Source organism: Flavobacterium sp. CG_9.10 (assembly GCF_015752245.1).
Lineage (GTDB): Bacteria > Bacteroidota > Bacteroidia > Flavobacteriales > Flavobacteriaceae > Flavobacterium.
This window is the reverse complement of sequence record NZ_JADOVD010000001.1, coordinates 106,283-120,164: the sequence shown is the minus strand read 5'-3', so window position 1 is coordinate 120,164 and position 13,882 is coordinate 106,283. Positions and strand designations below refer to the sequence as shown.

Sequence of the window (13,882 nt, the reverse complement as noted above, 5' to 3'; positions counted from 1 at the left end):
TATTAAATATCAAATAAGTTTGAAGAAAATTATTTTCCAAAAATATATCTAAGTGTAAATTGTGCTTGCCAAACATCGAAAGTTGAAGCATTTTTTTGGAAGGTATCTTTAATTAAAGTTTTAGTTCCTGCAACATCTGTTTGAGTTGTTAATTGGTAGAAAGGCACATTGGCAGTTGTAGTTACGTAGCTCAAAACATTTGAATTTGTAACTCTTTGTGTAACACCCCAATCTTTATTCAACATATTGGTAAAGTTTAAGATATCAGCTCTAAATTGGAAAGCATTCTTTTTTCCAGCTATTTTCAAGAAAAAATCTTGAGTAACTGATAAATCTAATCTATGTAACATAGGGATGACAGCTCCATTTCTCTGAGCATATTGACCTCTTCTTGTAGAAAGATATTTATCTTGGTTAATGTAAGAATCAAAAGCTTGTTGTTGTTGTGCTTCAGTATACACTGTTACTACATTTGCTCCATTTACTACATTTGTAACTGACAATGGTTGAAAACGAATTTGATTCGCATTATTTGGTACAAATAATAAATCATTTCCATTTACTCTATCACCATTCATATCGCCATTATAAGCATAGGAGATTCCTCCAGCTTGTTCTCCAATGTAACCTAAGTTAATTGATGTAGCAGCTCCAAGTTTATCACCGTACTCAATTTTATATCCTAATATACCAACAATTCTATGAGGTGTATTATTACTAGATAAAGATAAAGGTAAGTCATTATTACCGTTTACTGATCTAGCACCAGTCCAAGAACCAGAAGCAATAGAACCTGCCGATAATAAATCATTAGCACTTGAATGTGTATAGGCTGCAGATCCCCAAAGACCTTTTTTGTATGGATACTCTAATTTAAATGTTGTAGAGTAAAAATATCCTTTATTCGTATTTGTTAATACAACTGCACTGGAAACATTGTCATTAATTCTAACTCCGTTGTCAGTACGCGCATATCTTGGTCTTGTATCAGGACCACTGAAATTTCCAACTGGAGTTTCAAAATTTGCATTGTAGTAATGAATTGCGTTAATGTTTGATTGGAATATACCTTCAATCGTTCCTACAAAACCTAAAGGAAGTTTTTGATCAACAGCTATGTTTGTTTTCCAAACTTGTGGAAACTTAAATTTTTTGTCTGTAAACGCTAATTCAAATGTAGAAGGAAGCGTAGGTGTAGCAGGAATGAAATAATCGTTTGGGTTTGGTGTAAAACCGTATCCACCTGCAGCAATAGCAGGGCCACTCACATCAACAAAACCTGTAAGAACACCATTATTACCAATAGCATTAGATAAGAAAACCGATGGAGCTCTTCCTGTAAACACACCACTACCACCACGAACTTGTGTTGTAGCATCTCCAGTTACATCTAAATTAAACCCAATTCTAGGCTCAAACAAATACTGAGTATTTGGCATATCACCAGTGTTGAATTTTTCTCCGTTAGCAAAAGTCATTGCTGTAACTTTAGGATTTTCAAGTGCTGTATCAGCAAACCAAACAGCTGAAGCACGAAGTCCTAAAGTAACTCTAAATTGATCACTTACTTTAATTTCGTCTTGAGTATACAAGTCAAGTTTATTTGACTTCAAAATTTGCAAAGGCTCTTCAGCACCAGCCAAAGCTGAATATCTAAACTGAACACGATCAATACCAGAAACAATTGTAGATGGCGCACCACCATTAAGAGCTGATTGATTAGCCGCTTTATAAAATTGATCCAATGAATTAAAAACATACACTCCATTAGAACCTGAGAAAAACAAATTACTTGATTTAAAGTACTCAAAGTTAGCACCAAATAATAAAGAGTGTTTCCCTATTGTTTTAGTCAAATTGTCAGTAAAGTGTAAAGTAGAATAAGATAATTTATTCCCTTGAGTAAAAGGATCTAAACCTGCAGAAATAAGATTAGATGTTCCTGCTGTAACAACTCCAGTAACTGGATTGACTGATCCGTTTTTTATATCAATAGTAGGAAACAAACCTCCACCTTGTAAGGCTCTATCTTCAATTTGTTTGTCATAACCTGCAATGAAGTTATTGTACCATGAATTACTTAATTTACTGTTCAATTCAACAACTATCGATCTCGTGTTATCTTGAATAACATATCCGCTATTTTGAAAAGACATTGCAAGTGCGCTAGTTCTTCTATTACCAAATCCTAAAGAGTTAGAGTTTGAGGTTAACTCATCTGATGAAGAGTTATGAAACACGTAACGAGCCGTAAGTTTATGGTTGTCGTTGATATTCCAATCTAATCTTGTAAGGAATTTTTTTGACACTTTAGCAGCGTCATAGTTTTCCCAAGGACCTGTTGTATAATTAAATTTGTCTTTCAAAAAAGTTGAAAGTGTTTGCATTTGAGCAAATGTAGGTGCAGAAACTTGAGCACTTGGCTGTGGTGAACCTGTAGAAGTCCAAGTCGTAGCTGGGCTAGTATTCTCTATTGTTTCAAAATTTCCAAAAAAGAATAATTTGTCTTTAATGATTGGTGCTCCAATTCTGGCTCCCCAAACAGTTTCATTAAATTTTCCTGGTACAATTACTCTATCTCCCGCTTTAGTTCCAATAAAATTCTTTTTGTTATTACGGAATGAGTTATAAACAGAACCTTCAATTTCATTAGTTCCACTTTTTGTTACCGCATTAATTCCTGAACCAAGGAAACCTGATTGACGTACGTCAAACGGAGCAATATTCACTTGCAATTGTTCAATTGCATCTAAAGAAATAGCGGTTGAACCAGTTCTACCTCCAGCTTGTGAATCATTTCCAAGACCGAAACCATTATTAAATACAGATCCATCAATTGTAAAATTGTTTAATCTTGAATCTTGACCTCCAAAACTACCATTAGCTCCTGCATTTGCATTGTACTTAGTGATTGCATTAATCGATCTTGCACCTGTAACAGGAACAGCTGTTAATTCTCTATTTGAAAATTGTTGTGAAGCTCCAGTTCTTCCTTTATTGAAAGCTCCTTTTGATTTTGTACTTACAACTACAACTTCTTTTAAAGCATTTGATTCTTCCTGAACAACAATGTTTACATTTAAGTTACTCCCTAAAGGTGCATTGATATCAGTAATCTCAGTTGTTTTGTAACCAACATAAGTTACTTTTACAGTATAGGGACCTCCTGGTCTAATTCCTTGAACTGCATAACCTCCTTTAGCATCTGTAGTTGAAAAATACTTTGTTCCAGTTGGCTTATGTATAACCTCTACTGAAGCAGCTGGCAAGGACTCACCAGAACTTGATTTAACCGTACCAGACATTGCAGAACTAGTAACCTGCGAATGACCAACAACCGATAAAAAAATAATCAAAATAAAAATAATTCTTTTCATTTTTGCTTTTTTGTTTAGTTTAAAAATATTTGGCAAAAATATAACATTTTTACTTTCAAAAGTTAACACAACGTTAATAAAGTGTGTTTTTTTCGTCGTTAATTTACTATTAAATGTTATTAATAAATATATTGTTAAAAAAAATAATTTATTCCAATTTTAGACACATAACATTGAATATTATATAAAAAAATAACATTTGAAAATAAATAAAAAAATATAAAATGATTTTTCAAAAAACTACTGCTAAGTCACTTATATATAGAAAACCCTGATTTTGTGTGAAATCAGGGTTTTTCTATAAAATTATTTGTAAAAAAAATGAGTGCTATTTATTCTTTAAAAAATAATTCAATAGAAATGCAGTTGAACTATCGTGATTCTTTACTTCTTCAGTATTGATTTCATTTAAAATTGAATTGGCTAATTGTTTTCCAAGTTCAACACCCCATTGATCAAAACTGAAAATATTCCAAATAATTCCCTGAACAAAAATCTTGTGCTCGTATAATGCAATTAAAGAACCTAAGGATTTTGGCGTCAATTTTTGTATTAAGATGGTATTTGTGGGTTTGTTTCCTGGAAAAACTTTAAATGGCAAAAGAAATTTTGCCTTATCCGCTGAGAGTCCTTGTTTGTCAAATTCTGCTTGAACTTGTTCCTTTGTTTTTCCGTGTAATAAGGCTTCGGTTTGAGCAAAAAAGTTAGACATCAATTTATCGTGATGATCTTCATTACCGTATAATGGTTTTATGAATCCAATAAAATCAGTAGGAATCAATTTTGTTCCTTGATGAATTAATTGAAAAAAAGCATGCTGAGAATTGGTTCCTGGTTCACCCCAAATAATAGTTCCTGTTTGATAGTTTACCGGTTTTCCATCTCTACCCACACTTTTACCATTACTTTCCATAGTTCCTTGCTGTAAGTAAGGCGCTAATTTTTGTAAATATTGTGTATAAGGAATCAAAGCTTCGCTTTCGGCACCAAAAAAATTATTGTACCAAATACTCAGTAAGGCTAATATCACGGGGATATTCATATCAAAATCTGCGCTTTTGAAATGTTCATCCATTTCATTTGCACCAGCTAATAATTCGTCAAAATTTTCAAATCCCACGGCCAAGCTTATTGAAAGACCAACGGCGCTCCATAATGAAAATCGTCCGCCAACCCAATCCCACATAGGAAATACATTGTCTGGATTTATACCAAATTCGGTTACTTTTTCAATATTGGTAGAAACGGCAACAAAATGCTTGGCTACATCTTCTTGATTCGCTGATTGTAAAAACCATTTTCTAATCGTTTCAGAATTAGTTAATGTTTCTTGAGTAGTAAATGTTTTGGAAACAATAACAAACAGCGTAGTTTCAGGATTTAATTTTTTTATAATTTCATTGACATGATCACCATCTACATTCGATACAAAATGAATATTTAAATGGTTTTTATAAAACTGTAATGCTTCAACTGCCATTGCAGGTCCTAAATCTGAACCACCAATGCCTATATTTACAACATCTGTAAAAGGTTTACCTGTATAGCCGACTCTTTGGCCAGAGACAACTTCATTGGTAAATGATTTTATTTTATTTTTTACTTCGTAAATTTCAGGAACCACATTTAGACCGTCAACTTTTATAATAGCTGATTTTTTAGCCCTTAAAGCTGTGTGAAGGGCCGCTCTGTTTTCAGTCTGGTTTATAATTTCACCATCAAAATACTCGTTTATGGCACTTTTAAGTCCTACTTCTTCTGCCAAGTCAAGCAATAATGCAATCGTTTCCTCATTGATTATATTTTTCGAATAATCAATTAAAAAATCATTCCATTTTAAATTGAATTTTTCTGTTCTTGAAGCATCTGATTGAAACATTTCTTGCATGGAAGCTGTTTGCATTTCATTATAATGCAATTCAAGTTTCTTCCAAGCTATTGTTTCTGTTGGGTTTATTGTATTTAAAGCCATTTATATTTGGATTGTAGTTGTATTTAATTTTTGGCAAAAATACTGAAATTAGTTTTAATGAAAAACGGGTTTACAATTATATAACAATTTAGAATAATTTTGCCAAATAAGTGAAGTTCGAAATTGACTGAAAGTAATCTCAATAGAATAAAGAAAGGCCATTAAATCAAATTACAAATTAGAAACACTGTCTAATTCCCATTTTAAAGGAGCAATTGTCTTTAAAAAACGGCTTTTGTTTCCGCCGCTCATAGGTTCCCCATTAGGAAACTTAAGCCTTAAAGCATCCACTTGAACGCCATTTTTCCAAAAACGATAGCATACATGAGGACCTGTCGCCAAGCCGGTGCTACCCACTCGCCCTATTACTTGACCTTGATTGACATGTTGACCACGTCTCACCAAAATTCTCGACATGTGCAAGTATTGTGTGGAATAGGTCCCATTGTGTTTTACTTTGACAAAATTCCCATTACCCGCCGTAAAACCAGTTTGTTCAACTGTTCCCGCAGCAGTGGTAGAAATAGGTGTTCCGTATGGTGCCGCATAATCCGTACCTTTATGTGCTTTCCACCTATGTTGCACAGGATGGAATCGATTAGTTGAAAACCGAGAGGAAATTCTACTGAATTTAATAGGCGTTTTAAGAAAGAAATTCTTTAAAGTCTTGCCTTCTTCATCATAATACTCAATCTTACCTGAAGATGAATTTTGAGCATAAGGAAACGCATAAATAATTTTTCCTTTGTATTCAAAAAATGCTGCCTCTAGGTTCTCGACCCCATCATATATAGTGTCATTTATAAATCGTTCTTTGAATGTGATACCAAATCGGTCCCCTTTTTTAAGTTTAAAAAAATCAATAGACCAAGCAAAAATTTTAGAAATTTTGCTAGCCATTGAACCTTCTACCTTGGCATTCTCAAGAGTCTCGGATAAGGATCCCTTTAATAAACCTCCTATTGTGCGGCTTTTAAACGTCAGCGGATATGTTTTTTTATAGGCAACAATGGCTGTATCTCGTAAATCAACAACGTAATAATGCATTACATCCGGTTGATAAATAAAAACCAGTAATTTGTTGGTTTTGTTTTTGGATCTCAGTAAGGTATATGGTCTGTTTATTCTAATAGTTTTGACATCAAATGAGTCTTTAACTTTTTTTGCAATATCAAATACTTTTCTGTTCCCAATGTTTTGATTTTGTAAAATAGTACTAAAACTGTCTCCCTTTTTTATCGTGTCTTTAATCACATTAAAATCAGAATATTTAAATCCAAATTCAACTTTTTTGGATACAGGTTTTACAATTTCATCATCAAATGTAACCTCAGTTTTTTTGCACGATACTAATGAAAATAATACTATGATAATAATTAATACTTTTTTCAAACTGTAATTCATATTGTAATTTAAATTATTTTTCTTCTCCCCAATTCGCCAACTCAGCAGCGGTCCATAATTCAGGGAAAAATATTCTTCGTTGGTATTTTGGATGCATGTATTTCTTCCAGTCACTACCACCTGTCGCTTCTCCATCACCTTTCCCACTTTGATCAATATATTTTTTTGCCGTGTTTAGATGTTGCATCACCCACGTAATATTTACCGTGTGATCATAATGACGCATGGCTGTAATTAATTCTGGATTTTTTTGATCTGCGTCTGGAAGTTGTTTGAATTTCTGCCAAATATTTATGGTGTTATATTCTTCCATGTGACCTAAAAACATTTTTTTGTATTTTCTTTCAAATTCCTCCAAAAGGAATGATTTTTTACCTGTTTTATAATCTTTACCAGCTGCTTGCCAATACAAATGTTCGAAAGCAAATTCATAAGGTGTGTTTCTATCAATCGTGTCTCTATAGCGATGATCAATAAGATTTATTAGATCTGTAGAAGAAAACTCAATTAAGCGGTATTGTGCGCTTTGAAAACCGCTTGCAGGTGTAAGCGTATTTCTAAATTTCATATATTGCTCCACTTCCATTCCATCTCCCATAATACTGAAAGAGGTTGTCAGCATATCAAAATACCGACTAACTCTCATTAACCTTTCGGTAAAAAAATCAGTTTGAATGTTTTGTGCGTACGAAATTTGATTCATTTCCCAAAGTATCATCTTAAATATCAGTTCGTTTACTTGATGATACATGATGAAAACCATTTCATCCGGAAGTGTTGTTCTTTGAATTTGAAGATTTAATAATGCATCCGTTTGAATATAATCCCAGTAAGTTATAGGTTTCGACCAAAGTAATCCTTCTAGTTGCGTCTCGGTCTTCTGGTTTATTGCTTGATATTTAAGTTCAATTTCTTTTAAAATCACTTCTGCATTATCACTATTGTTCATTATCTTTTTATTTTAAACGGATTCTTCAATCCTTTGAATGCGTCCAAATCTGCTTTGATTGATCCTACAGCAAGACTTGCTTTGATACGCAACGGTAATTTATTATCGTCGTCTGAAATCCAAACGGTTAGACTTTCTTCTTCTTTAAAAACACGTCCCGATTGAACCAAAGGTCTAAAAATCATAGCGGAAACAACGCCAAATTTAGTTGTAATATCCTCACGTCCAATAAATTTTAACTTAAACTTTGTAGTTTCATTATCAAAAAACATATCAATCGAGATTGCTTCTCCAACCCTCAATTTATCAATGCCGGGATAATTTCTTAAATAATAGAAGGCCGACAAGATGTCTTGAGTGTTTTTTGGAATGATAAGTGTTTTTTCGGTTTTGTGCTTATAATCTTTAACCAGAATTCGATTGGCACTTTGATTAAAAAAACCTTCTTGATTTTTAGTATAACCTCCTTCGTTAATCTTTCTTACAAATTGATTTGGATTTCCGGATTCCTTATCAATGTAGCTTTCATATAAATCATCCACTTTAAAGAAAAATCGAGACATACCAGTAGTAAACCCTTTCCCTATCACATGAAAAGATTTTCTGTTATTTACTGTGGCATCTTTAACCTCCAAAGTTGCGTAACCCGCGTTTACAACACCGTAATGGATTCTAAATTTAAACCATTCACCCGCTTCGTAAGCATCTTCTTTAGGAGAATCAAAACTAACAGTTGTAATCAGTATTAAGAGTAGTAGTATTTTTTTCATTGCTTTTTTATGTCAGATTAATGACCGTAACTGCAAATTTTGTTCCAAATATATTAAAACAAAAAAACTCAGTCAAATAATGACTGAGTTTTTATGCTATTAACTAACCAAAAAACTATAAATTATGAAATTTATATCAATTTAGGAAGGAAACCACCCCTTCCTGTTTTGCGAGTGCAAAGGTAATTAACAAACCCAGTATTTCTTAGTTAAAAATATACTTTAACACAATATATGCAAAAAAACATACCGTTCATCGGTTAAAATTTCACATTATATAAAAATAACGCGTTTCTATAGCGTTCCTCGCAATGCCTGTTCTCTTTCAATTGACTCAAAAAGCGCCTTGAAGTTACCCGCACCAAAACCTTTGGCTCCCATTCTTTGAATAATCTCAAAAAACAATGTTGGTCTGTCTTGCACTGGTTTTGTAAATATTTGCAACAAATATCCTTCTTCATCGGCATCCACCATGATTGCTAGCTTCTCGATTTCGTTTAAATCTTCTTTCATCATTTTCATGTGATCTCCCAAACGTTCCGGAATTGCCTCATAATAAGTATGCGGAGGAGCCGACAAAAATTCGATTCCTCTTGCTTTCAATTGCGATACTGTTTTGATAATATCATCTGTTGCAATGGCGATATGCTGAATTCCAGGTCCACCATAAAAGTCTAAGTATTCCTCGATTTGTGACTTTTTCTTTCCTTCGGCGGGTTCGTTGATTGGAAATTTGATTCGTCCGTTTCCGTTAGACATTACCTTACTCATCAACGCCGAATATTCAGTGTTAATCTGTTTGTCATCAAAAGAAAGGAAATTCACAAATCCCATTACGTCTTCATAGAACTTAACCCAAGTATTCATTTCATTCCAACCTACGTTACCCACCATGTGGTCTATGTATTTTAATCCTGTTGGTTCTGGATTGTAATCGGATTTCCATTCTTTATACCCTGGTAAGAAAACACCGTTATAATTTTTGCGTTCTACAAAAATATGAACGGTTTCACCATAAGTATAAATTCCAGAACGCACTACTTCTCCAAATTCGTCTTTCTCAACCGTTGGCTCCATAAAAGATCGAGCACCACGTTTCATTGTTTCTTCATAAGCACTGGTGGCATCTTCTACCCATAGCGCTGCTACTTTCACCCCGTCTCCATGTTTTCTCAAATGTTCGTGTATTGGAGAATCTTGTGTTAATGGCGTGGTCAACACGATGCGGATTTTATCTTGTTTCAACACATAAGAAGTTCTGTCTCTTACCCCAGTTTCTAATCCTGCATAGGCCAATGACTGGTATCCGAAAGCAGTTTTATAATAATGTGCTGACTGTTTTGCGTTTCCTACATAGAATTCTACATAATCGGTTCCTAATAAAGGAAGGAAATCTTGTGCTCCTTCAAATATTTTTTCTAGTCCGTATTCTACTGATTTTACTTCTTTTGACATGGTATTTATTTTTTGATTTGGCAAATCCAATTTTGGAACGCAGCTAATGCGGATAAAACAGATTTACAAAGATTTTAATAATTTAAAAATACATTGATATTTACACTAAAGCCCTAGCCCTGATGGAAGCGGCATCCTTTTTTGTTTTTCTTTAAAAACAAAAAAGATACAGCGGACAGCAGGAAATAGCTCCCTATTACTCCACCCAAGATTTATAATATTGACCGTCGTCTAATCCCATAGCTTCCTCGGTTACCATTAACGGGCGAAATGTATCGACCATTACGGCTAATTCGTGGGTTTCTTTATGACCAATACTACGTTCCATTGCGCCTGGCGCCGGTCCGTGAGGAATCCCTTTTGGGTGTAACGTAATATGTCCTTGCTCGATATTGTTGCGTGACATAAAGTCACCATCTACATAATATAATACCTCATCACTGTCAATATTGCTGTGATTGTATGGCGCTGGAATGGCTTTTGGATGATAATCGTACAACCTAGGAACGAACGAACACACCACGAAAGTTGCCGTTTCGAATGTTTGGTGTACCGGTGGCGGTTGGTGTACGCGTCCAGTTATGGGTTCAAAATTATGAATGCTAAATCCGTAAGGAAAATTGTAACCGTCCCAACCCACAACGTCAAAAGGATGTGTAGCATAAATTACTTCATGCATCATTCCTTCTTTCTTGATTTTGATCAGGAAATCACCTTTTTCATCATGCGTTTCTAACTCTGTTGGCAAAATAAAATCGCGTTCGCAAAACGGGGAATGTTCTAAATGTTGTCCTGAATCATTTTTATATCGTTTTGGCGTATAAAAAGGAGCGAAAGATTCTACGTAAAACAATCTATTTTCCGTTGTTTCAAAATCAATTTGATAAATCATTCCGCGTGGAATAATCAGATAATCGCCGTATTCAAAAGGAATGTTTCCCATCATGGTACGCAATTTCCCTTTTCCCTTGTGGATGAAAATCATTTCATCTGCGTCGGCATTTTTATAAAAATAATTCCGCAATGATTGTCTTGGCGCAGCGAGTCCTATAGTACAGTCTTTATTGACTAGCATTGCCTTGCGACTGTCCAGAAAATCGTCTTCGGGTTTTAACTCAAACCCTTTTAACAATAAAGATTTTATGTTTTTTCCAATGGCAATTTTTGGTTCCACCGAATACGATTTTGTTATTTCTTTTATTTGTGTTGGTCTGTGAACGTGATAAAGCAATGAGGAATTACCATGAAAACCCTCTGTTCCAAATAGTTGTTCGTAATACAAACCACCGTTTGGTTTTTCGAATTGTGTGTGTCTTTTTTGGGGAAAACTTCCCAATTTATGATAGATAGGCATAATTTTTTAAATTAGATAATTATACAATGAGAGATAATAAAGTATTTAGATAACGATAGAATTAGATTGATTCAAGAGAATCTCTATTTTAATTTTCCATTATCTAATTAATTTCTCATTCAGGATTTCTCTTGATAAGAAATTGCAGATATCCTAATAAACCGGTCCAAGTTGTTTTCATAATAACAAATATCGGAATTATTATTGAAATAAATTACAATTAAAACATAAACCCGATAGAAAACCAAGTATATCCTTTAGAATTTTCGGGAGACCAAGAATATTTAATTTCTACAGGTCCAATGATTGTTTCCAATCCATATCCTAGCGCGTAACCAGAATATTTAGGTATTGAAATCCAGTCTACAGTTTCAAAAAGCCTGTCTCCAATGTTAGCGAAATTTGCCGAAAAGTTGAAATGATTATTTTTGTAAAATTCGTAATCAACGGTTGCTGTAGATTTTATATAACTATTTCCTGCAATACTTAAAAAATCGTAGCCATAGAAATGTCTGAAATTATTTATCATATTGTACCCATATCCCCCCAAAAGAAAATTGAAAAAATTAACACTATCACTCCCAAAAGAAAAACCGGCTTCAGTTTGGAATTTAAAAGTCGTTTTTTTGAAAAGGGTTCCTGCTATTCCAAAATCACCTTTCGCAATAGAAAAAGGGTGAAAATTACCAGTATAGTCAGAAGAGATCAAATAGGATTGAATATCTCCCGAAAAATACCATCCTTTTCTAGGGAAATATTTATCATCAAATGAGTCGTATTTCATATATCCGAATAAACTTCCGTAACTACTTTTGTCAATTATAGGATCTATATTGGCCAAGGTTTCGGATTTTATTTTCAAAAATTTATATTCTATTCCTCCTCCAATTAAAAATTTTTGTACAAATAAAGATTGGAAGTAAATTTGGTTCGTTACATCCGAAAAGTCCACATTAACGGAATTAATTCCAAGAGCTCCTAAATCTAAACTGCTTATTTCTTTGGTTACATTCCTATTGAATTGATTAAATTGTGATTTGAATCCAAAACTTAAATTAAATCCATTGTCAATATAATAATCTAAATTATATCTAAAATTATCTCCTAAAACCACATCCAATGAAGCAATGTCATTTTTAAATAAAGTTTTCTTACGGGTCAGATTAACCAAAACGGAACTTTTAAATAAGCCGTCATAATGCAATCCAAATTTTAAAAAGGATTTTGTAGAATTCTCTTTTAAAATGATATTCAGATTGTCTTTCCCATCCATTGGGTCTAATGAATAGGAAATCGAACTAAAATTTTGAGTGGCATTAAGGTTATTAATTCCAGTTAATAAATTATTATAAGTTGTTTTAACTCCTGGTTTGAATCTTAATTTTCCTATAACGTAGTCTTTTGTATAATTTTCTAATTCATTACAGTTTATGTTTATAATATTTAAACTGTCGGTTTCTATTTTTAATTTAGGCTTCTTATAGGGATTGGACTCGTCAACTAAGAGTTTTATTTTTTCAAATACAGCGAATGTCGCATCTTCACCTTTTCTAATAATTTCTTTACCTTTGTCAAATGAAATAACGCCGTAATCTTTAATATCCGGTTTTATATAGATATCGGTATCTTCTATGTTTTTCTTCATCTTTTCTATCGAATGAAGATTTGTAATTTGCACCAGAATTCGTGTTGCATTTTTGAGTTGGTTCCTGTTTAATAAACCATCCTGAACATCGACGCCTATAATAATATCCGCTCCGAGTTTTTTGACTTCTTCTATCGGATAATTATTAGTCACTCCTCCATCTATAATTAGTTTCCCATCTATTTCTATAGGAGAAAACACTGACGGGAATGCAGAGCTTGCTAACATAGATTGCGCCAAATTACCTCTATTCAACAGAACTGCCCCTCCAGTTTCTATATTAGTACCAATACATAAAAAGGGTATTGGAAGTTTACTGAAATCTTTTACATTCCTTACATTTCTAGTCAATCTGCTTAATAAATTATAATTGTACATCCCTTTTGACAATGCTTCTGGAATTCCTATTTTGAATTTATTAAAGGGTAAGACTAACGCATATAGTTCATCATTTCGTTTTTCATAAAAATTTTTGGAAGATCTTGGAATGAAGTCGTTCAAAAGTTCATCAAAATTTGTTGATGTGAATATTGAATCAAGCTGGCTTGCATTATATCCTGAAGCATACAATCCACCAACAACGGCTCCCATACTAGTTCCTCCTATATAATCAATCTTAATACCGGATTCCTCCAATACTTTCAATACCCCAATATGCGCAAAGCCTTTGGCACCGCCACCGCTTAAAACCAAACCGATTTTTGGTCTTTTTTGCTCTTGTGCGAATGAATTTTGAACAACAAAGAAAATAGAAAATAGAAAATAGAAAATAGATAAAAAAGGCAGTGTTGATTGTCTTCTAAAGCCCCAGATGGCAGTAAAAAGCCTTGACGGTAAAAAATCTATTTTTTCTTGAAAAAAAAGAGCGACTGTAGAAGCTCCTTTTTTTTTATTAGAAAAAAAGATTTTTTGCAGAAAGCTTGAAACGAACAGCTGGAATAGGCTCATAAAAAAAT

General features: G+C 33.4%; 8 protein-coding genes. All 8 read right to left on the bottom strand.

Going from position 1 to position 13,882, the window contains the following annotated elements; genetic code table 11:
* Positions 1 to 29: 29 nt before the first annotated feature.
* Entirely contained in the window at positions 30 to 3,377 is a 3,348-nt protein-coding gene (locus IWX84_RS00505) for a TonB-dependent receptor (RefSeq protein ID WP_196848775.1), read from the bottom strand.
* 328 nt (positions 3,378 to 3,705) lie between these two features.
* Entirely contained in the window at positions 3,706 to 5,349 is a 1,644-nt protein-coding gene (pgi, locus tag IWX84_RS00500) for a glucose-6-phosphate isomerase (protein ID WP_196848774.1), read from the bottom strand.
* A 171-nt stretch (positions 5,350 to 5,520) separates the two neighbouring features.
* The gene (locus IWX84_RS00495; RefSeq protein ID WP_196849011.1) at positions 5,521 to 6,741 is read right to left on the bottom strand and encodes a M23 family metallopeptidase; all 1,221 of its coding nucleotides are present in this window, start codon (positions 6,739 to 6,741) and stop codon (positions 5,521 to 5,523) included.
* A 25-nt stretch (positions 6,742 to 6,766) separates the two neighbouring features.
* Positions 6,767 to 7,702, bottom strand: a complete 936-nt coding sequence (locus tag IWX84_RS00490; protein ID WP_196848773.1) for a tryptophan 2,3-dioxygenase family protein — start codon at positions 7,700 to 7,702, stop codon at positions 6,767 to 6,769.
* Complete coding sequence (locus tag IWX84_RS00485; protein ID WP_196848772.1) at positions 7,702 to 8,472, bottom strand: DUF3108 domain-containing protein; 771 nt, start codon at positions 8,470 to 8,472, stop codon at positions 7,702 to 7,704. Before IWX84_RS00485 ends, IWX84_RS00490 begins: the two co-directional genes overlap by 1 nt.
* Positions 8,473 to 8,766: 294 nt before the next feature.
* Positions 8,767 to 9,927, bottom strand: a complete 1,161-nt coding sequence (gene hppD / locus IWX84_RS00480; protein ID WP_196848771.1) for a 4-hydroxyphenylpyruvate dioxygenase — start codon at positions 9,925 to 9,927, stop codon at positions 8,767 to 8,769.
* A 196-nt stretch (positions 9,928 to 10,123) separates the two neighbouring features.
* Entirely contained in the window at positions 10,124 to 11,281 is a 1,158-nt protein-coding gene (locus IWX84_RS00475) for a homogentisate 1,2-dioxygenase (protein ID WP_196848770.1), read from the bottom strand.
* 220 nt (positions 11,282 to 11,501) lie between these two features.
* Positions 11,502 to 13,874, bottom strand: coding sequence for a patatin-like phospholipase family protein (locus IWX84_RS00470; protein WP_196848769.1), 2,373 nt, complete (start codon positions 13,872 to 13,874; stop codon positions 11,502 to 11,504).
* Positions 13,875 to 13,882: the final 8 nt, after the last annotated feature.